The 25,059-nt window shown below is 43.4% G+C and carries 1 protein-coding gene and 3 pseudogenes; 1 reads left to right on the forward strand and 3 read right to left on the reverse strand.

Features of this window, described 5'->3' with window-relative positions:
* Entirely contained in the window at positions 1 to 22,686 is a 22,686-nt protein-coding gene (locus Q0791_RS10705; RefSeq protein ID WP_299005916.1) for a non-ribosomal peptide synthetase/type I polyketide synthase, read from the reverse strand.
* Between the two features lie 634 nt (positions 22,687 to 23,320).
* A pseudogene (tnpA, locus tag Q0791_RS10710) lies at positions 23,321 to 23,605 on the reverse strand (IS200/IS605 family transposase); the annotation flags it as partial.
* A 69-nt stretch (positions 23,606 to 23,674) separates the two neighbouring features.
* On the opposite strand from tnpA, the pseudogene Q0791_RS10715 reads away from it, so the two are divergent.
* A pseudogene (locus Q0791_RS10715) lies at positions 23,675 to 24,863 on the forward strand (IS3 family transposase).
* A gap of 6 nt (positions 24,864 to 24,869) precedes the next feature.
* Here Q0791_RS10715 and Q0791_RS10720 read toward each other — a convergent pair.
* Positions 24,870 to 24,968: pseudogene (locus tag Q0791_RS10720) on the reverse strand (IS200/IS605 family transposase); the annotation flags it as partial.
* Between the last annotated feature and the right edge of the window lie 91 nt (positions 24,969 to 25,059).

Raw genomic sequence — 25,059 nt, forward strand, 5'->3', positions numbered from 1 at the left:
TTAAATCTCTATAATATTTTCAGGTTGCTGGGATTGAGCTAATTGTGAATGAATAATCACCTTCTCATGATTTATTGTATTTAATTCAATCGCAAGCTGAGCAATCGTTGGGTGGATAAGCAGCGAAGCCAAGGGGATGTCTATATTGGCCAACAGCCTCGCCTGTGCACTTAAGCGTATCGCGCTGACGGAATCGCCGCCAATGCGAAAGAAATTATCATGAATCCCCACTCGCTCAAGCCCTAGCACTTGTTGCCAAATATTACACAGCTGAGATTCAAGCTCATTACGAGGTGCCACATATTCATTAGTTTTGATAAACTCAGTCTCTGGTAGAGCCTCACGGTCTAATTTACCATTTAGAGTTAACGGCACGGCATCGATTGGCGTAAAGCTCAGCGGCACCATATAATCGGGCAGCACCTTTAATAACTGAGCCCGCAAAGTGTCATCATCGAGTGCTATTTTTATATTATCAGCACCTTGAACTGGAACGTAATAAGCCGCAAGATATTTGCCCTTATCGTTTTCGCTCTCTTTAGCACTTTCCTTATCACTCTCTTTATCGATGACTACCGCTTGTTTAATCCCCTCAAGCTGGCACAGCGTACTCTCTATTTCTCCCAATTCAATCCTAAACCCACGAATTTTAACCTGATTATCATTTCGGCCTAAATATTCAAGATTGCCATCAGGCAAATAACGCACTACATCACCTGTTTTATACAAGCGAGTATCACCTTTCTTTATATCCTCATCGATAGCAAAGGGGTTGTCGATAAAACGCTCCGCCGTTAACTCAGGCTGGTTTAAATAGCCTCTCGCTAATCCGGCGCCGCCGATATAAAGCTCACCAGAAATACCAATGGGAGCAAGGTTCAAACGGTTATTGAGCACATAGAAACTCACATTTGCGTAGGCTTTTCCTATTTCGTTGTCTTTATCTTGCTCGGCAAATAATGCCCCAACGGTCGCTTCCGTTGGACCAAATTCATTGATGATACACTCAGCATATTCTTGTAATTGACTAATGTGATAAGGGGTTAACTTCTCCCCGCCTAAAATGACTTGTTTTATTTTATAGTCACTGCCATCAAGCAATAACGCGGCTAAGCTTGGAGTCAGTTTGACGCTGTTTATTTGATGCCTAATAAGATGCTGCTGATAAGCTTCCACATTGAAAGTATCTTCTGAATAGACACACACTGCACCGCCAGTAAAAAGTGGGCAGAGCATAGTTGTCACAGAAAGATCAAAAGAATAGTTCGTTGAAAAATCAACACGCTCTAATCCATGAGGCAGCTTATCAACTAATGCATAAAAATAGTTAACAATGGCTCTATGTTCAATCATCACCCCTTTGGGTTGTCCTGTTGTACCAGAGGTATAAATCACATAGGCCAAATCTGTCGCTTGGCTCATAAAGGTTAAATTGTCTGTCGCTTGTGACGCTAATCGCTCATCATCAGCCCTTATTAAATTACAGGCTAAAATATCTTCATTCAACCACTCATCACTTACCCACCCACTTAACTGATCATGGTAATGTGACTGGATTATCACAAAAGGTGCGTTAATGTCTTTAAGCATAAACACTATGCGCGCCTTAGGGCACTCCGGCTCGATAGGCACATAGGCCCCGCCCGCTTTTAACACCGCCAAAATACTGATGACCATTTCCAAGCTGTGGTCTAAGTACAAAGCAATAAGGGTATCGGCTTTCAATGAGCTGCCATATTGTTTTTGGTACTGGCTGCGCAGGTGATAGGCTAACTGATTGGCTTTTTGGTTTAATTCAAGGTAGGTTAATTCTTCATCTTCAAACACCAATGCAATATTATTCGGCGTTTGCTCGACTTGTTCTTCAAACAATTGCTGCAACGTCTTTTCCCTTGAATAAGGCACATCAGTTGAATTCCACTCGCGCAATAAAGTATGACGCTCTTCATCAGATAATAACGATAAAGCCTGCTGGGGCCGTTCAGGTTTCTGACTAACTTGTCTTAAAATCAAATTAAACTGATTAAGCAATCGCGCTACTTGTACATCATCTACATTATCACCGTCATAACTTAATACTATCTCTAACCCTGCAGCACCCTCATAAGCCATCAGTGTCAACGGATAGTCCGTTTTTTCAATGCTATCTCTAATGGTTATCGGTAAAAAGTCATTGTCATTAACAGGTGTAAGGTAGTTTTCAAACACCAACAAACTGTGAAACAAACGCTCACTTTGAGTTTGTAGGCTAGCCAAAGACACGCCGCTATGACTGCTTAAACCTACCATACTTTGCTGGATAGACTGCAAAATCTCAGCACAAGTGCTGTTGTCGCTCCAATTAACCGTCAACGGCAAGGTATTAATATAAAGTCCTACGCTGGCCTCAACACCATCAACGGGAATATCTCGACCTGATACTGTGGTGCCAACAAGGGTTTGCTCATCACCTGTATAAACTTGCAGTAGCTTATGCCAAGCAAACTGCACTGCAACATTGAGTGTCACCGCCTGCTCACAGCACATCGCCTTTAATTGGATTAATTTCTCCCCAGCAACACAAAGTTTTTGTGTTGCTGGGGATGTGATAGCTTTTCGTTGGGTTAAATCGACTTTACTACTTAACAGGCTGTTAATATCATTACTGCACAACCAATGTTGACGCTGTGTCTGCCAATAAGTTTGCGTAGTTGAACTCTGCTTTGCAAGCCAAGTTTGCGCCTCAATATACGCCTGTTCAGCCTCAACATGAGGCGTTTCTCCACTCACTAATGACTGATAAGTTTCATGAACATATTGCCATAACACTGGTCCACTCCATCCATCACTGACACTGAGGTGATCTGTTTTCATCACAGTATAATGATTGTCGTGATGCTTAAAAAGTGTAAAACGCAACAGCCCTGGCTGGGTTAAATCAAACTCTTGCTGGCGGTCTTGTTGTTGAATAGCAATGATTTCCTCATCACGCTCAGCCTCGCTTAAATGACTTAAATCCATCACAGTAAAGTGACTGGCATTTATCGACGCGCCTTGGGTAATAATCTGTAGCGGCTCACCGTTCCAATCAAATGCCATTCTTAAGGCGGGATAACGCATTGAGGCCAACTGCCATGCCTGCTGATAAGATTCAAGGTCTAACCCATCATGGTAATCGAGCAGCAACTGCACTCGATAAGCATCATCTTGTGCTTGACTTAACACATGATAAATAAACCCTTGCTGTAAACTGTTGGCATTAAAAATCGCCTCGATATCATAACGAGACTGTAAATGCGTTAATCGCTCCATGCTTAAATCTGAAACAGGATAATCCGACGGTGTATGCACCCCCCCTTTTTTCGCCTCACTTAATGCACACGCCACCACATCCTTAAGCCCTTGCTCAAAGGCTTCCACAAAAACCTGAGTCTCTTTTTCAGTTAACCGTGAGCCGACAGAAAATTGCAGCTGTCCATCAATGATGCCACCATTAAGGTTCAACACATAAGGCGATTGATTCAGTGCAGAGATTGACTCTCCCGTTTCTTCATGAACCAATTGCCATAAAGCTTGAGGACGTGTGGTATGGTTATCAAATTGCCCTAAATAATTAAAACAAATCGGGGGCAATGCATCATGGTCAAACCCTAACGCACCAAAACCTATGCCTTTATTAGGAATGCCTTTCAAACTTTCTTTTACCGCGATTATCGTCCCTGCCAACGTATCTGCCACGGGCAAAACAACAGGGAACACAGTCGTAAACCACCCCACTGTACTTGTCGTATCAAGACTCTTATCAATCGACTCATCAATATTTTCACGACCATGGCCTTCAAGGGTAATTCCTATGTATTTCTCATCACACAACACATGAATGCCCATCGCAAGCGCACTTAAGAGTAATGCATTGATGTCAGTGTAAAAGCCTGCTGGTGCATCTCGCAGTAATTGCTCCGTTAATGTGGCTGACCAAGCTACCTTGTATGAATTATTGTGATGACCCGAAGACGATGCTGAGCCGAATGGCGTTGAGCTAGATTGATGTGCGCTTTGAGGTAAGAAAGAGGACTGTAAAAGAGTGGATTGATAAAAAGGCATAATACTGTCTAACTGCTTTTGCCAATATTCCCGCTGCCCTTGATGCCGGTGTGCATATTCTTTAACGGCATCAACCCATTGGCGATAACTGCTGGTTTTATTCAGTAACGCTTGCCCCGTTAACAGCTGATGCATGTCATTGACGATAATTCGCCAAGAGACCGCATCGATAAGCAGGTGATGCAACATAAAGCATAACCGAGCACGACCATCTTCATAGCCGGTTAAATGTACCACTTGCCAAAGCAGGTTTTCATCAATACTTAAGCTGGCTTGACACGCTGTCAGCTTGGCCTGTAATTGCTGCGCTGATAACAATGCAGTATCCACGCACAATAATGGCAGCATGGTCGATTGCTCTGTATAGCATTGGCGATAACCATTTTGGCCATCTCTCATGCAGCCTTTCTCTTTCAAGCTGACTTTATTAAAGCACACTCGCAACATATCATGTTGTTGTGACAACATCTCAAGTGCTTGGTTAATGCTATTTTTGTCAATATCCGCTGGAAGCACAAAGCTAAAGGCTTGATTATAGTGATGAGGCACTAACAAGGCTTGATGAAAAAACCACTGCTGAATAGGCAGTAGATCAAACGCCCCAGTTAATACACCTTGCTCACTTTCAATAACGCTATGTTCAATGACGCTAGCTTCACTCTCTGCCGCTAATTGCACCGATAACAAGGCAATGGTTGGCCAATTAAAAATATCCTTAACTTGTAACTGATACCCTGCACGGCGCAAACGGGACACCAACTGAATACTGACAATAGAATCACCGCCAATGCGAAAGAAGTTATCATGTATACCCACTCGTTCAAGGCCTTGCTTTTCCGGAAACAGCACTTGCTGCCAAATCTCACACAATTGAGATTCCAACTCATTGCGAGGCGCCACATAGGCATATTTATCAATCAAATCAGGCTCAGGTAAAGCTTGGCGGTCTAACTTACCATTTAGGGTCAACGGAATACGGTCAATTTGAGTGAAACTCATCGGCACCATGTGATCTGGCAGAGATTGAGACAAAGCAGCACGTAACATGGCATCATCCAGTGCTGTATCTCTATTATCAGTACCCTGAACGGGAACGTAATAAGCCGCTAAATACTTAGCCTTATCGTTTTCACTCCCTTTATCGCTCTCTTTATCTATGACCACCGCTTGCTTAATCCCCTCAAGCTGACACAGCGCACTTTCTATTTCACCCAGTTCAATCCTAAACCCGCGAATTTTCACCTGACGATCTAAACGACCTAAATACTCCAGATTGCCATTCGGCAACCAACGCACTAAATCCCCAGTTTTATATAAACGGGTATAGCCTTTTTCTATATCCTCCTGAGTCGCAAATGGGTTAATGATAAAATGTGCTTGAGTTAGCGCCTCTCGATTAAAATACCCTCGAGCGACACCTGCACCGCCGATAAATAATTGTCCCGAGGTGCCGATTGGCACAAGCTTTAACTGCTCATCCAATACATACACTTGAGTATTGCCAATGGGCCTGCCAATGCTCACATGCTGAGCATGCGTTAATTCAAAGGCCGTGGACCAGATGGTGGTTTCTGTTGGGCCATACATGTTAATCAGGCGAATGCTATGGCTAGAGTGCTGACTAAACGCCTGATAACGTTCCAGTAATAGCGCAGAAAAGTTCTCCCCCCCCACTAACAAATGTGTTAATTGCGCGATCCCATCGTGGGCGGTTTCGTCCTCTAATAAAAGGGTTAGCCTCGATGGTGTACATTGAAAATGAGTTACGCCATAGGTTGTTAACAATTCACCTATGGCCCTGCGTTGCAATATAGGCTGGGCATTTTCCGGTTGAGAGCGATACCTTAGATCATCAAGAAAGGGGAGATTCGAAAGCACTGTGTCATGATCCACACCAAAATCAATCAAACAGGCGACCTCATTAACACCAATCCCCTTGAGAGAGTCAATTAATGGTAGACAATCTTCTGCGGAGCCAAATAAAGCACTGGATTGATAATATCGCTTAAATGCAGCATCTAATACCTGCTCCATCGCTTCATCGGATAATTCATGAATATCAAACCCCATTGCCGCTGCAGGTTTCACCAGCAGAGCAATACTTTGTCTCAAATAGGCTTTAAAGGGTTGCTCCACTTCTTTTAAAACGAACGTTTTATCATCCGCAATAAAGGTGTGAAGCATTAAAGAAACATGTCCCTCACCAGCGTGTCCTGCTTCTGCCCAAGCGGTATGATAAATGGCAATTTTTTCAGCCAACTCTTCCACTGTTTGCCCCAATAAATGGGTTAATACCTTTAAACCTTGCTGACCCGCGACACGAAAAGCGTTTGGATTGCCTGCAATCGTCAACCAAGAGGGCAATTCATCTTGCAGGGGCTTAGGTTTGATTTGTATAGGAATAAGCTTTCCATTTGGATCAACAAACTCTCCCCCCTCCCCCCGCCAAAGAGATTGAACGATATTCACATCCTCAATTAATATCATGCTACGATCTTTAAATTTCTCGGGCGCAAGGATAAAATCATCGGGTTGCCAACCCGTTGCGAAGGCAATGCCCACACGACCACCTGATATATTATCGATCACAGACCAATCCTCAGCGACACGTACAGGATGATGTAATGGCAGCACACAACTTCCTGCTCTAATATCAATGTTATCGGTTATCGCTGCCAACGCAGAAGCCGTAACGGCAGGATTAGGATACAAACCACCAAATTCTCCAAAGTGGCGCTCAGGCGTCCAAACGGCTTTAAAGTCATGTAGATCGGCAAATTTAGCCCCTTCAAGCAACAAACGATATTTATCTTGCTCACTATTACCTTCATCACTGGCAAAATAAAACAAACTAAATGCCATTGTTTTATCATTATGGCGATGCTGAACTTGACTCATTTGGTTTTCATCAGGCGCAATAACGACTCGACACCCCTGAGTCAGTGGGCAAAGCAACTCCAAAATCGAAATATCAAAAGAAACACTCGTAGCAGCAAGCCAAGTTCCCTGAGTAAAATCCACCTTAGCCTGCATTGATTGCAATAAATTCAATAGATTACCATGTGTATTCATCACTCCCTTAGGCTGACCTGTGGTACCCGAAGTGTAAATTACATAAGCTAAATCCGTCGTTTGATTAATATAAGCTGGGTTATGTGAACTCTGTGAACATAAAGAAATATCATCAAGCTCAATGACATGGGAACTTAATTCAGCGTCATTCAACCAATCATTCAACAGAGCTTGATAATGTCTTTGAGTAATCACAAAAGGCGCGTTAGTATCTTGAAGCATAAATACCGTGCGCGCCTTAGGATATTCCAGCGCTAAGGGGACATAGGCTCCACCCGCCTTCAGCACAGCTAACATACTGATGACCATCTCTAAACTGCGATCTAAATACAAAGCAATAAGAGTGTCTGGCTTTAAGGGATCATGGTATCGGTTTTCATAATGCTTACGTATACGATAGGCCAGCTGATTGGCTTTTTGGTTGAGCTCAAGGTAAGTTAATTCTTCACCTTCAAACACCAGTGCAATATTGTTCGGCGTGCGCTCCACTTGTTCTTCAAACAATTGCTGCAGTGTTTTATCCTTTGGATAGGGCGCTTCTGTATTATTAAAAACCACTAATTGTTGGTGTTTTTCCCATTCTGATATCAGTGAAATATCTCGAATCAGTGCCTCTGGTTCCTTGATAATATTGTCGAGTAAAAACTCAAAACTCTCAGCCACACTCTGAATGCTTGATGCCTTGAATAAGTGTTTATCGTATTTCAAGAAACCTTCAAAACAATCAATCAATTCAAATAACTCCAATTCAAGTTCAAACATGCCTTCACCTAAACTCAATGATAAAGGAGTTATGCATAAATCACTTGATTGTATTTGCTTAAAACCCGTCTTCTGATTGATTACTGTGGTACGCGTATTGCGATAAGGGTCTTGTTGTAGTGAGAATGCTGCTTGGGCTAAGGTAGGTCGTGATAGATCACGTTGTAAATTCAGGCTATCAAGAATTAAAGTGAAGGGGAAATGCTGATGTGATAAAACCGCAATGGTTTTATCACGCACTTGCTTGAGCAATTCCACAAAAGTAATATTGTCAGATAAGTGAGCTCGAATGACCACAGATGAGACCATGTAGCCCACTACCCGCTTGAATTTTGGCTCTGTTCGTCCTGCCATTGGCGTGTTAATCAAAATATCTTTTTGCCCAGTATAACGAGCAAGTAATACTTGATAGCTTGCCAATAAAAGCATGTATAAACTTACCCCCTGCTCACGCGCAAAGCCTCTCAGTTTAGAGGTTAATTGAGAGGATAATCTAAAGCGATGAGCCCCCCCTTCAAACGCACGTAAAGAAGGCCTTGAATTATCGATTGGAAAGTCCAATATCGGTAACTCACCCGACAACTCTCGTTGCCAAAAATTGCGCAAAGATTGTTCATCTCTTAACAACACATCTTCTTGCCAGCGAAGATAATCAATAAAATGACTGTCGGGATCTGGTAATAAATTCCCTCCCTGTGTTAATGCAGTATAAATTTGAGGAAATTCATCAATAATCAGCCACATTGAATGACCATCACTAATAATATGATGCATAGATAAAATCAGATAATGCTCATTTTTCAACTTTGATAACAAACAAGCTCTAAATAATGGCCCTGCTTCTAAGTCAAAGGGTAACTGATGTACATCTGTTATCGCTCGATGAATGCGCTCCATTTCCCAATCAGCCACCTCAATATGCTTAAAATCAACCTCTAGATGTGAATGCACATATTGCATCCTAGACTCTGCATTTTGCTGAATTGTTATTCGTAAAGCAGGATGCCGTTCAAGGAGTATTTGAAAGGTTTTTCTCATCATTGAAACATCAATTTTTGCACGAATATACATGGAGGCGGATAAGGTATAAACCGAGCTCTGTGGCGCTAACAAATATTCATACCACAGTGCTTCCTGTCCAGAGGACAAGGGATACCAGCCTTGTACTGGTGTTTTTTTCTGATATTCAATAGTGTTATCAGCTTCCTTCTTATCACTCTTGTCTCTACTGCTCACCTTATAGTGTTCATTTATATATTCAGCTAAAGATGCAACACTCGTATTATCCAGCAGAAGATTAACAGGCACTTTGCAGTTAAACTGCTTTTGAATGCTCCCCTGTAACTCAAACGCCATCAAAGAATCCATACCTAAAGACATTAAGGGAGTGTCAGCTGACATTGAAGACTCATCAATAAGCAGTAGCCCCGCAACCTGTACAAGTACATAGGATTCGATTAATGAATACGCTTCCTCAGTCGATGCCTCTTTTACCTGTTCTAACAAGGCGATATCTTGTGCTAAATGAGGCGTTGATGAAACTTGTAGCTCACTAAATAGGGTTGACTCACGCCCACCGAACACATGACTTACCTTTTCCCAGTCAGCATCTATGACTGCAGCAAGCTGCGTCCCCTGTTGCAATAGACTCAATAAGGCCTTGTGAGCAGTACCTGCAACAACAGGTGTAAATAAGCCTAGTTTGAGTAACCTTACGGTATTATTAGGATCTTGTTGCAACATGCCGACTCCAGCCCAAGGCCCCCACTGCACAGTCAACGCAGGTAAGTTCTGGCTTTGTCTATATTGTGCAAACCCATCAAGATAAGCATTGGCTGCGGAATAACTGCTTAAATGAACAGATCCAAATAATGAATAAATTGATGAATAACAAATGAAAAAATCCAGTGTCAAATGCAAACTAGCTTCATGCAAATAATAAGTACCTAATACTTTAGGCTTTAAAATCGCTTCAAATTGCCGCCATGTGAGAGCATCGATTGACATGGTCTCAACAACACCCGCCGCATGAATAATACCTTTGAGTGGTAAATTCGAGTTTGCTTCAATTGATGAGATTAATTGCTTAACTTGAATTTTGTCTGCAATATCGGTTTGAAAAACATCAATAATCACCCCTGTCTCTCGTAACTGAGTGAGAGTGACATTAATGCTATCATCGGGGACACTACGCCCGCAAAGAACAATATGTTCAGCACCTTGTGACGCTAACCAAGACGCGGCTTCTAGCCCTAATCCCCCAAGCCCTCCCGTTATTAAATAAGTGCCGTGAGGCTTAATTATTAATGTATCAACTGCAGTTGAAGCCGATGCTACTTTCGTGTTGTTGTGACGCTTCACAGGACTAATACGTAGATCCCACCAGTGCCCATCATAAAACGCACTCTCAGTTCCCTGTACTAATTTATGATTGCATACTGCCTCACTGATTTCCGCCAAAGACGCTGACTGACCATCATAGTCGATCATTTGAAACGGGAGATTTAATAACTCAGCATTAAATGCGCGCGCTTGTCCCCATAACATACGCTGCATAGGATTAACCGAATCCCCCATCTTGATGGCCATTGCTCGGTGCGTCAACAAGGTGATCCCTTGCGAAAGCGACGGAAGATGATGGTACTCAATTGATTGGCAAAATGCTAACAGACTACCGCAATAATATTTGGCTTGAGTCAATATATCTTCACTGAGACAGCTATCATGCACATTCCAGATAACACCTGATAACGCCTCTTTATTTAAGACATTGAATAGCTCATTCCATTGATCTCTATCTGTAATATCAAGTGTGAAATTATGTTTACAATTTGTTTTAAATTGTTCTCCCGCCGTAACCACAATACTGTCACGATTCAATTTTTCATCAATAAGATTAGATAAATGTTGTGAGCGGCTATCACTATCACTCACAATCAACCAACAGAGATCACATTGAGCCACAGCGACCTTTTCTTGCATCAGGGAGGCGTTCATCTCCATTCTTTGCCACTTTTCCTCATAGAGAAGACTATCAGCCTCCTTTTGAAGACGGCTTAGCATTGCTGTTTGCGATGCCTTTTTAAGCGTAAAACCTAATACCTCCCCAATTTGACAGCCAGAGGCATCATATATTTCAATATCATACCGATAAGTTTGTGCATCCAGATCGAAACGTCCCGGCTTTGTTATCAAGGCATAGCAATGTTCTGTTGTGACTTGCTGTAAAGTGACCTTATCAACTTTCCAAGGGGCCCAAAAAACACTTTCCGTATTTTCTGCTCGCTGCTCTTCAATCATATTGGCCACCAAACGCGTCGCTGCATCTAACAGCACAGGATGCATTTTTTCACCACTCAGATCAGGAAGTAACACCTCAGGTATTCCAATCTCACCCAATGTGCCACCGTCTCCCGACCATATTGCCATTATGGCTTGTAACTTAGGTCCATATTCTATATTTGAACGCGCCCAAAATGCCTCTAGCGAAGTTGCTTCTTGAACCTGAAGATTTTGCTTGAAGGTCTTAATATTAATTTTTTTAAATGAGAAAACTTGTGCTAAGGGCTCAATAACGCCCTTTGCATGCAGTACCCAATCATGATCTGAGTCAGCTTCACGACTCAATATTTGATAGTGTCGAGTTTGACACTCAGAGGCGCTGAAGAATAATTGAATTTCACGACTCGTATCAGCATGGGGTAAAAATAGGGGCTCTTGAAAGAGGACATCACTCATCACCACATATTCCGACTCATTATTGCTTTGAAACACCATTGAAATAAAGCTTGTATTGGGCAATACAGCCCTATTATAAACGCGATGATCAACAAGCCACGGATATTGCGCCCAATTAGCCGTTTGTATATAAGCTGTTTCTCCAGTAGCCAGTTTATGGCACTCACCTAAAAACGGTATCGCCAGCGGCTTAATTTTTTTTACATTATCCTTATCCAACCAATAACGTTGACGTTGAAACGGATATGTAGGAAGAGGCACCCTCACACCTTCCCGTCCTTGATAAAATCCCGCCCAATTCACCGCACCGCCCTGCACATGATAGGCAGCCAGACTGCTTAACATCACATTCATATCATCCTGATGTTTTCGCAGTGAGGGGAAACTTAACACTTCTTTATCCGCTTTCAGACACTGCTGCGCCATACCTAGTAAAACAGGTTGCGGCCCCATCTCTATGAGCGTATTCACTCCAGCAGCCATTACCGTTTCCACCCCAGTCTGAAACTGCACCGCCTCACGAACATGCGCCACCCAATAATCGGCACTGGCCACCGTCTCATCAGCAGCTAAGCCAGTAACATTGCTAATAAGAGTTTTAGTCGGTGCTTGATAGGTGATGGTTTTTGCCACTTGCCTGAAATCAACTAACATCGCCTCCATCAAGGGACTATGAAATGCGTGGGATACCGTAAGCTGAGTGTACTTTACTCCTGCCTTTGTCAATGCGGCACAAATCCTTTTAAGATCACTCGCAACACCCGAAATAACCGTTTGTTCAGGACCGTTTATAGCAGCAATAGCCACCGTCTTAGCGTAATCATTGATATAAGGCCTTAGCCTTGCCACATCGGCTTGCACTGAGACCATGCCACCACCTGTTGGCAAGGCTTGCATCAGGCGGCCACGGGCGGCGATCAAGCACACAGCATCTTCCAAAGAGAAAACACCCGCCACACAGGCGGCTGTGATTTCCCCCACACTGTGGCCCAATAACGCGTTAGGCTTAACGCCCCATGCTTGCCACTGCTGCGCCAGCGCAAAACCTAACGCAAACAAGGCCGGTTGCGTATATTGGGTTTGCGCTAATAAGGCTACGTCACTGTCGGCATCGCTAAATAACACCTTCAGCAGCGGCACATTCAGATGCTCCTTCAATAACTGCGCGCATTGATCCAGTGCTTGTGTAAAAATGGGTTCTAGCCCATATAGGCCTTTACCCATACCCGCTAACTGTGCGCCTTGCCCCGTGAACATAAATGCGATTTTACCCACGACAGGCTTATCGAAATCGCACTCCGTCACGGTAGCTGTCACCTTGCCCTGTAGCCTCTTCTTCAACGCCTCAGCTAACGCTGTTTTATCATTAACAAGTAAGACCAGCCGCTCCTTAAAGTGACTGCGCGTTGTCGCCAAGCTATAGGTAATATCCCTCAGTGACTGCTCGGGATTCGTCGATAAATGCTCGGCCAACTGTTTAATTTGGGAATTCAATGCCGCCGTGGTTTTGGCGGATAAAGGGAGTAACTCTAATCCTCGAGTAGCAATCGAATTTACTTGTTCTCCTGTGGTATTAACTGGCGCCTCTTCCAATATCACATGGGCATTGGTGCCACTTAGACCAAAGCCACTTAACCCCGCACGGCGAGGACGTTGGGCTGTCCTCTTCCAAGCCGTCGCCTCAGTGCTAATATTGATCGCCAACTTCTCCCACTCAACCGACTGATTTAGGCTATCGGCATGTAAATGACGTGGGATTGCTTGATGCTGAAATGCCGTGAGCACTTTTAATAACCCTGCAATGCCTGCTGCGGATTCCAAATGACCAATATTGCTCTTAATACTGCCCACATATAGAGGTTGCAGATCACTGCGGGCCTGACCATATACCTGTTGTAATGCATCGATTTCTATGGGATCACCCAGCGCAGTACCCGTACCGTGAGCTTCAACATAATCTATTTCTGCTGGGGCGAGCTGCGCATTAGCTAACGCTTGATAGATCACTTTTTGCTGCGCCTCACCATTGGGTACCGTTAAACCACTACTGCGACCATCATGATTCACCGCACTGCCTCGGATCAGCCCATACACAGTCTCACCACGCGCCTTTGCATCGCTGAGCCTGCGTAAGGCCACCATGGCACACCCTTCACCACGACCATAACCATCAGCCTGTTCTGAAAATCCCTTGCAACGCCCATCGGCTGAAATGGCTCGAATACGTGACAAAGCCACATAACTTAATGGTGACAATAGCGCCTGCACCCCACCAGCTAACGCCAGATCACATTCCCCCAAGCGAAGTGCCTGTACCGCCAAGTGTAACGCGACTAATGACGATGAACAGGCAGTATCCACCGCAAGACTGGGCCCTTGTAACCCAAGTAAATAAGATAAACGCCCTGCTGAAAAGCTACTGTGTGTCCCTGTCACATCATAGGCATCGAGTTGATTTAAATTCCCACTGTGTAAATCTTCATACTCACTGGGACCAATGCCCACATAAATCCCCGTTTGACTACAACTGAGCTGTGCCGGCACAACCCCTGCCTGCTCCAGTGCCTGCCAACTCGCCTCCAGCAACAGCCTGTGCTGAGGATCGACCTTAGTAGCTTCACTCGGTGACATACCATAAAAATGGGCATCAAATAAGTCAATACCATCAATAAAATACCCCTGATAGCTATAACTTTTGCCTTCTGAGTCTGGGCTTGGATCATAATAATTCTCCCAATTCCAACGTTCTGCTGGCACGGCACTGACACAGTCCTCCTCTAGATCTAATAATTTCCACAAACTCTCAAGATCATGCACGTCACCCGGTAAGTGGCATCCCACTCCCACAATCGCTATCGGCTCATTAACATCAGTATCACTCTCTGGTGCACTGGGTGCCAATTGAACATTGTCATCACCCAAGTCCATTTGTATCAACAATTGCTCACTGAGCGCTTCAATATGTACCGCTGACACCACAGTGCTTGGCATAATGCTCACACCAAGATCCCGCTGCAACGTTTTACTCAAGGTCACAGCCATTAATGAGTCCATGCCTAACTCAAATAAACCACATTGAGTATCAACCTTAGTCGTCCCTCCCAACACCTCGGCAACCCTGCTTTGTAACCAATGAGTGAGTTTCTCTTGACGTGCGATGAGCGTCATTTTTTGTAACTGCTCAAACAGTGGACTTTGCTCAGCCGTCGAGGTGCCAAGTGTATTCGCCACTGGCAACCCTGCCAACAATGTACGAACACCTTGACTGTCATACACACTTCTGAAAAGTGGCCAATCCATATCAGTAACTATAATTGGCGGCATGCCTGTGTCTGGAGTCAATATCCTTTCCAACACATTGAGACATAATGGCAAAGGTAAGCTGTGAATACCTCTTGCTTGTAACTGCTGCTGTATTTGGGCATTCGCCATTCCCCCACCACGCCAGGGGCCCCAATTGATCACTTGTACCGAGTAAGCATGGTCACTTTGCCCCCAAGCATCCAGATACGCATTAGCAGCGCTATAGGCTGCTCGTCCATCACTACCCAACACACTAAACATACTAGAAAAGACCATAAAAGAATCGAGTTCACACTCCTTCAATACCTTCTCTAATACTTGGGTTCCGCGTATTTTTGGAGCCAAAATAGTGGAGAACTCATCCGCTTGATAGAGACTAATATTCGTGGCTTTAGTTTCAGCTAATCCCGCGGCATGGACAACTAAGCGTAAAGGTTCAGCGTCACTATTATAAGTCGCTATCACTTCAGTCATCACTGCTTCATCACACACATCGGCTTGCACAAGCCTAACTTGACAATCCATTTCTCGTAACGGTGCCAGCGCCGTCATCACCGCCTCAGTATGCGGATCACGACGACTCACTAATACCACTTGGCTCGCCCCCTGCTGGGCAACCCAACGCGCAACCTGTAATCCCAATGCCCCTAACCCGCCTGTGATAAGCACAGTATCTCGAATAGGCAAACGAGTCTCTTGCTTCGGCCATTGACTAGATACTAAACGTTGACCGAACACCCTTTGCGATCGTAACGCCAACAAGTCCTCTACAGCCTGATTTTCAAGCTTTAACGGTTGACTGAGTAATGAGCATAACGCTGCGGCATCCTCAGTACCAAAAGCGAGCGGCAAATCAATTAATCCCCCCCAGAGTGTCGGATGCTCTAAAGCCAATGTTTTGCCTAAACCCCATAAGCTTCCTTGTTCTGGATTGATGACGCTTTCTTTCTCGTTAACCGCAACCGCTCCCTGACTCAGCAGCCAACATGGCGTTTTTTGTAAGCCCTGATCACGTAATAAGTACAGTAACTGCTGCAAAAAACTGACGATTAGCCACAATGGCTGCTGTGCCTCGATAGCCACTTCGGTCAAGATCCCATTGCTATCATAAGAGGATAAATGAAGCCCCCAAGTACAGACAACACCTTGCCAATGATTCGATACCCTCTTTGATAACAGATCTTGTAACACTTGCTGTTGCTGCGTTGCATCATCAATAACCGCTAACCATTCATCCAAATATAAGCACTGTACGTTAGCCTTTTCAGCCATCATCGTCTGCTTGATACTCGCACTCACCTCACTGTTATCCAGTAATAATAAGTAATGAGCTTCATAAACAGGAACAGTCAAATCCTCAATATTTGTCAACGACTCCCACTCAAGCTGATAACAAAATGATGCCAATTTTTGTTGCTGTTGTTGACTGTCTTGAAACGCTGAAAGCTTTGCCACGACTTCGGGTAAAGTCTGCTGCGCCAACTCAGATAAACCTTGCCCCTCATCAGATCTTAATAACTCAGCAATACCTTCATCATCGCCTTGCTGCAATAAGGTCCAGAGTGAATGTTCCGTTTCTTCTGACTCACCTGCGCAGCTTTTAGTGGCCTCCTTATCCAACCAATAACGTTGACGTTGAAACGGATACGTCGGCAATGGCACCCTCACACCTTCCCGCCCTTGATAAAATCCCGCCCAATTCACAGCCCCCCCTTGTACATGATACTCAGCTAAACTGCTTAGCATCACACTCATATCGGTCTGATGTTTGCGCAATGACGGCAAGCTTAATACGTCCACATCCGCTGTCAGACATTGCTGCGCCATGCCTAGTAACACAGGTTGCGGCCCCATCTCTATCAGAGTATTCACCCCCGCAGCCATTACATTTTCAATCCCGGCCTGAAACTGCACAGTTGCGCGAACATGCGCGACCCAATAATCGGCACTAGCCACTGTTTCTTCCGCAACTAAGCCTGTAACACTGCTAATGAGGGTTTGAGTCGGTACTTGATAGGTAATGGTTTCCGCCACTTGACTGAAATCCGCTAACATCGCGTCCATCAAGGGACTGTGAAATGCGTGGGATACTGCGAGCTGAATGTACTTTATTCCCTCCTTTTCCAGTTCGGCACAAATCCTTTTAAGATCATTCGCAACACCCGAAATAACCGTTTGTTCAGGGCCATTAATAGCAGCAATAGCCACCGTCTTAGCGTAATCATTGATATAAGGCGTTAGCCTTGCCACACTAGCTTGCATTGAGACCATGCCACCGCCTGCTGGCAAGGCTTGCATCAAGCGGCCACGGGCAGCGATCAAGCACACAGCATCTTCCAAGGAGAAAACGCCCGCCACACAGGCGGCTGTGATTTCCCCTACGCTATGACCCAATAACACGTCAGGCTTCACACCCCACGCCTGCCACTGCTGCGCCAGCGCATAACCCAGCGCAAACAAGGCCGGTTGCGTATATTGGGTTTGCGCTAATAAGGCCGCCTCACTGCCGGCATCGCTAAATAACACCTTCAGCAGCGGCACAGGCAAATGCTCCTTCAATAACTGCGCGCATTGATCCAGTGTTTGAGTAAAGATAGGCTCAACACCATACAGCCCCTCACCCATACCCGCCAACTGTGCGCCTTGCCCCGTGAACATAAATGCCGTTTTGCCAACGACGGGGTTGTCGGGATCAAACTCCGTCATCGCTGCAGTCACCTTGCCTTTCTGCCTCTTATTCAACGCCTCAACTAACGCTGTTTTATCATTGGCAAGTAAGACCAGCCGCTGCTTAAAGTGACTGCGCGTCGTCGCCAAGCTATAAGCGATATCCCTCAGTGATTGCTCGGGATTCTTCTCTAAATGCTCGACCAATTGCACGACTTGGGCATTCAACGCCGCCGCGCTATGTCCTGACAATAAAATGCACTGTAGGGCTCTAGCATCGACTGTCAACGCTGATCTTTCCTTTTCGACTTTTTGCGGCGCTTCACGCAAAATCGCATGCACATTGGTGCCGCCAAAGCCGAAAGAACTCACCCCCGCCATTCGTTGGCGGGAGGGCTCATTATTAGCCACCTGCCAATCAATCAACCCTGTTGGTAACTCTATATCTATGCTATCCCAATCAATATAGGGATTGGGATTATCGATATAGCGATGTGGTGGGATCTGCTTATGTTGCAAACACAGAGCGGTTTTTATCAGACCTGCAATACCAGCAGCAGCTTCTAGGTGGCCAACATTGCTTTTGGAGGCACCTAGGATCAATCTCGGCGTAACTTTATTATGCTCGAAGTCTTGTGGTTTGCCTAAGGGGCGATAGATTTGACTCAAAGCCGTTACTTCAATGGGATCACCTAAAGATGTCCCCGTACCGTGGGTTTCTACGTAGCTAATATCAGATGCATGACATTGCGCATTCGCTAAGGCCGCTGTAATAACCTGTTGTTGAGCTAAACCATTCGGTGCAGTTAATCCATTACTCGGCCCATCCTGATTCACCGCACTGCCCTCTATTACCGCAATAATCCTGTCACCCTCAGCTTGGGCTTTCGATAAAGGTTTAAGGAACACCACACCACAGCCTTCGCTACGCACATAGCCATCAGCCGCCGCATCGAAGGTTTTACAACGGCCATCACTGGATAACATCTGAGCCTGGGCTATCGATATGGTCCAATCAGGCGCTAATATGACATTCACACCACCAACAAGCGCCTGCTCACTGGCACCTGTTCGTAAATCTTGTATTGCATAATGCAGAGCTGTTAATGAGGATGAACAGGCGGTACTCACTGCTATGCTGGGGCCATGTAAACCATAAAAATAGGACAGCCTATTGGCACTCAAACTATGTTCTGTTCCTGTCGCGGTATAAGCATCACTCGTATCATGATAATCAGCATATAATTGTCCATAATCATTGGTGCTAATACCAATATACACACCCGTTTGGCTACCGGATAATTGTTCGAGGCTATAACCTGTATTTTCTAATGCTGTGTAACTGGTTTCTAATAACAAACGCTGCTGGGGATCGAGACGCTTCGCCTCTCGCGGAGAAATAGAAAAAAACGCCGCATCAAATAAATCCACATCCTCTATAAATCCGCCCCAGCGACTATTGGTTTTTCCAAGGGCTAGTTGTTCATCATAATATTGTTCAACAGACCAGCGCGTTTCAGGCACTGGGCTTATGGCATCTTCGCCATTCAATAGTAATGTCCAAAAAGCATCAATATTGTCGGCCTTAGGAAAACGACAGGCCATGCCAATCACTGCTATGGGCTCGCGGGTCAATTGCTCAGATTTTCCCTTGCTCACAACAGGAAAAAAAGTTTTTATTAAACGTTCAGAGAAGTATGCAGTATGACTGACAAGTTCAAAAGAGAGATAAGATCCCACAAAGTATGTATTATGTTTTCCCTGTAAATCATTCAGCTCTGTTAATACACCCGTTTTAATTTTCTCGGAATTTAGCACCGGAAAATAGTTATTCCAATACTTTTGACAATGGATTACGATATCGGTAGCACCAATTGCTTGTAAATCAGCAATGAGTAACTCAGACAATTCTCGTTCGCTGAATTGAGGTTCGCCACCCATGATAGAATTGAATTGATAAGCAAGATAATATGGTTTGTCTGTGAATGCCTGCACATATTGGACCATATGACCCACATATTGTTTCTTATGATGTTGACTGAATACGGCTATATCATCACTGAGATTATGACACTCAAAAACAGTCGAGATATAATGATAAGATTGAAAAGTAGAAAAAAGTTGTTGTGTAGGCTCATTACAATCAAGGATTTTTTGACAAGCTTCTATTGGGCAAGCCATAATCAACTTGTCATAACATTCACTTTGTTGATTAGCAGCATGCAGATAAACATTAAATGCCGTTCTTGTTATTCTATCAATAGCCCTGCCTAAACGTATTTTCACTCCGTAATCTTGTATTAACTTTGAGGCTAATTGAGTCCATAACTCTTGATTGCCCTTTGCTACTTTTATCGCTCTAAGGTGATATAACGACTTAAATGCTAACAAAAAATAATAAAGGGGGACTTCTTCATCTAGGTGGCCATAGCCGCAGCCATTCCAAAGATAAGCAATACTGTCTGGTAAGGGCAATAAATCATGACGTGACAACCAACTCAATAAAGGCTCGAATAAATCAGGATGACTCGTCAAATAACTACTGTTTATTTCCTCATCTTGAGCTATGCCTACACAGCGAAAAACGGTAGACAGATAATCCATTGAAACAGTTGAACCTAGTGGATCCAATAAATATCCGCTCGATAATGCTGTTTTTAATCCTAACTGACTAATTAATTCTTTGATATTATAATCACTAAAAATAACAAGCTGGCCTAACTCACAGATTTCATTATTAATGGTTACTGACTGAACTTTGCCGCCAACTTGTTGCTCTTTTTCATAAATAACAATATTTCGATATCCACGTTGCGCTAAGGTATACGCAGACATTAACCCCGCAACACCCGCACCAACGATGACTATTCGAGTATCATGATTAACATTATGAGCGGATATTTTGCATTGACTTTCTTGCGTATTTTTATCAACATCAGTTTTATTTAATCGCATTTCAGCTAAATGCGATGATAAAGTGGAAATAGAGGGATAGTCATAAAATAATATTGGGGAAATAGAAATATCTAACAGTTTTTCCAAATCATTGGCCAACTCAATCAAGATCACTGAGGTTAGGCCATAGCTGGCAAACGACGCGTTAAGGTCAACCTCTGAGCTGTGACAATTAAGTTTATTTTTTAATCTAGATTGTAACCAAATTTGAATATCATTTTCTGTTGCCATAGTGGTAATTGGCACTTGCTCATTTAACCGAGGCGTTTTGTTCGCTTTCTCATCATACGTGTTCTCGCTATTTAATGAACCTTGTTCAATTTCATTCATGCTAACATCGAGGTGCTTGTTATCATCAAAATTCGGGCTCTGCCAAATAAACAAGCATTTTCTTTGTAATTCACCCTCATTAAATAATCGTTTGCAGGCTTGACGCTGCACTTTACCACTGGTTGTTTTAGGTAACTGTTTTTTTGACAATATAACAATCACCGACAAAGGCGCAGAATGCTGTTCCCACACTGCAGCCAGTAAAGCATCAAGCAATGACTGACGGTAATGCTGCAACATCTTGACGTCATTGACCTCCAGTGCTATACCCACAGCTTCATTCCCCTCGGGAGCATCATATGAAAAAGCAATGACGCAACCAGGCCGAATATTAACATGGCTTTTCTCTACAACAAGCTCTAAGTCTTGTGGGTAAATATTTTCACCATTGATGATAATGACATCTTTTAATCGCCCGGTAATAAATAGCTCACCATGATGAATAAATCCCAGATCCCCTGTACGTAAATATAATCGGTCATTATTATTTTTTTCACCTTGTATTTTTGCCTGAAAAATTTGAGTGGATAATTCAGGCCTCCCCCAATAACCTAATGCTTTACTGGCTGAATCAACCCAAATCTCGCCAACTTCCTGGGATTGACACCTTCTTTGGCTATCAGGATCAACAATGGCGATATCAATACTCTCATGGTTCTTGCCGCAGGAAATCAAAGGCTTTGCCAATGGAGCATCCATTTCAATAAGCTCTACTCGGTTTTTTAACAGCTTCTGCTTGTCAATACTGATACGCTGGGATCCATTCATCGTCACTCCAACAGTATGTTCGGCTAAACCATAAGCAGGGCTGAACGCATCAGTACCTAATCCTGCTGACTCAAAAGCCTTCATAAATGCATCGCATGTAACAGCTTGAATAGGCTCTGCGGCGCTCATATACACTTGTAAATGGGATAGATCCCATTGTTGGCGCTGAGCTGGGGATGTTTTACGTGCCACTAAGCCATAGGCAAAATTAGGAGCGGCAGTATGAGTGGCTTTGACTCTGTGCATGACCTCCATCCATAAGGCTGGTTTTTTGATAAAATCCATTGGCGAAATCATCCATAATTGACCATTGCCATAGATGATATTGAGAATACCACTGATTAAGCCAAAATCATGGAAATGTGGGATCCACATCACTAAACGAGACTGTGCCGTAAATCCCAACATTTCCTGATTAAGCTGGACTTGATGTAATAGATTTTTCCAACTAATACAAACACCTTTAGGGGCAGACGTTGATCCTGACGTATATTGCAATAAGGCAATGTCACCGGCGTCGGCAACCATAGGATCAAAATGACCGTTCGTAGATTTATTGGGCACTAACCAAGGAATATCGGGTATTTTTTGATGTTTTAATTGCACAAAACGTTTTAATTTCCCAGCCTTTATCGCCCAATTATATTTTTTCGTCGTCAAAATAGCGCTGGGATGACAATCGGCAATGACATTATTTACTAAAGTTAAATCCATATGCATAGGATCAGGGGGAGCAATAGGCACAGCAATAATCCCCGCGTATAAACATCCTAACAAGGTTTCAACGAATTCCAATGAAGGGGGATACACAAGTAAGACACGTTCGCCAGCTTGTATCTTATGATGAAGCGTTAAGTCATGGGCTATCCCTTTAGCATGACGATCTAATTCACCCCAGTTTAAACTCGCAGCATCTTTACCATCATCAGTCACTAAATAGAATATTTCAGCCGATTCATCGACTCCAGACAAAATCCGTTGCAAAAACAATTTTTTTTTCAGTAGCATAAATAGCCTTACAATATAAATTTAAAATAGGGCGATTTTTATACTGCTAAGGATATATCAAGATAATAACCCCAATCACCATTAAGATGACGATGTTTTTTATTATCTACCCTCTATTAAAAAACAAATATTAAATTAAAGAAAGCTTAGTAGAAAACCACCTAATGCAATAGCTTTTCACCTCATTAAGCAAATAAGATGACGGTTTATTCGAAAATGAATACCTTATTTCATGTGATCCTAAACAGTACTTTCGAACATTCGGTTAAGTGAGTAAAAGGTTCATTCACCTAGCCGTAAAAACAGTAAACACATGACCCAATACAATCAAGTTTTATACGAGCTTAATAATCAAACAAATAACCCAGCAAGAGATGGCAACCTTGCTGCCAATTAAGTATCAGAGTATGATTATCTCCACGCTGCGCATAAACGACAAAACTGTTTATTTCTGGCAGATTTTGGTTATGTAAATACCCCTTATTTTGCAAAGCTTGACGCCAATAATACTTACTATATTGTTAAAGGAAAGAGTATTTAGATGACGCCCTAAAAGGGCTTAAGTAATTGCCCAAGGCACCCTCTATATTCCAAATTCAAATTGATCCCGATGAATGTCATTTTTTTCTTGATTTCATATGTACTCTTTTATCATTTCCTTATCCAAACCAACTGTAGAAACATAATAACCTCTTGCCCAAAAAGCCTCTTCATTGAAGTTTTTTTGCCGTCCCTTAAACTGACGAGCAATTGAAATGGCACTTTTACCTTTCATAAAACCCACGACGTTAGATACTGAAAATTTGGGTGGAATACTCAAACACATATGAACATGAGCTGGCAATAGATGCCCTTCTTCGATCACAACGCCTTTTTGACGAGCTAGTTCGTGAAAGACCTCACCCAAGTGCTTTCGAATAGTGTTCTGGCCTAATCCCATCGGACACTTAATTTTGAGACAGTACCGTTAATAAATTAAGAGGTCTATATAAGTTTGAAGAAGTCACATAAGAGTTATCCGCAAGTATTTAAAGATGAAGCCGTCTTGATGGTGCTAGAGCAAGGTTACAGTGTTGCAGATGCTGCCAAGTCACTTGGCGTGGGGACAAGTCTGCTTTATACCTGGAAAGAAAAATATGAATCCAAGCAACAAGGATTGACTTTAGAAGAGTCTGAGCCTGATGAACTCAAACGATTGCGTAAAGAAAACAAAGAATTACGCATGAAGAAAGAACTCCTAAAAATACCCAAGGGGCACACCGAGGCAAGCGCCTTCTTTGCGAAAGAAATGAAGTAAAATTTCAGTTTGTTAAAAAACACGCTAATCAATTTCCTGTAGCGCTGTTATGCCGTGTGATGAATGTCAGTAAATATGGCTATTACAATTGGTATAAACGCCCTGCGAAGGTGATAAATCTTGATACGTTAATGCTTTAGCGCCGTGTTCGGCATTTATTTAAGAAAAGTCGAGGCAGTCTAGGGAACCGTGAAATGGTGAAGCGATTACGCAAAAAAGGCTATCAAGTTGGTCGTTATTTAGTCCGTAAAATCATGCGACGTACACGACTCAAGGTGACTCAACGCCAAGCTTATAAAGTGACAACAAAGCGAAAACACAGCGAAAACACAGCGATAGCGTTGCAGATAACCTGCTAAACATGAACTTTAATCCAATTTCTGCTAATCAAGTTTGGGCAGGTGACGTGACTTATCTGAAGACGGGTGAAGGCTGGATGTATTTATCTGTAGTGATGGATTTATATTCACGTCGTATAGTGGGGTGGCACATAGATAAACGCATGACGACAGACTTGATTTCTAAGGCATTAATGAAAGCTTATAACGTTCGGCAACCGCCTAAAGGCTTGGTATTTCACAGTGACAGAGGCTCACAATATACCAGTAAGCAATTTGGCAAGCTGTTATCGAGTTATGAGATCCGTGCCAGTATGGGGGATGTGGGCGCATGTTGGAATAATGCAGTCGTCGAGCGTTTCTTTGGTAGCTTGAAACACGATTGGATTTTAAAAGTTAATCAACCAACAAGAGAGTCTATGAAGAGAAATGTGGCTGACTATATGAAATACTACAACTTAGAGCGGCTTCATTCTGCTAATGGCGATCTGTCACCTGTAGAATTTGAATATTCTCAACTAAAAGTGTCCAATTTGGGTTGACCAGTACATAGCACCAAATATTAACTTACGTCTCTTTTTTGGAATAAAGACTATATGGTACTTACAATTCCAACGTGTATGAGACAAACTCTTAGGATCTCGCATAGGTTACTCTCCTGTCTTTTGGTCGAGACTTGAGCGTACCTATACCGCTGTATAGGTGAAACATATGCGAATCACCCCGGCAGAGCCGGGG

The organism is uncultured Shewanella sp., assembly GCF_947495455.1.
Taxonomy (GTDB): Bacteria; Pseudomonadota; Gammaproteobacteria; order Enterobacterales; family Shewanellaceae; genus Shewanella.

Excerpts from the sequence above, each read along its gene's own strand:
- Q0791_RS10705 (WP_299005916.1), bottom strand. The coding sequence starts at position 22,686 with ATGCTACTGAAAAAAAAATTGTTTTTGCAACGGATTTTGTCTGGAGTC.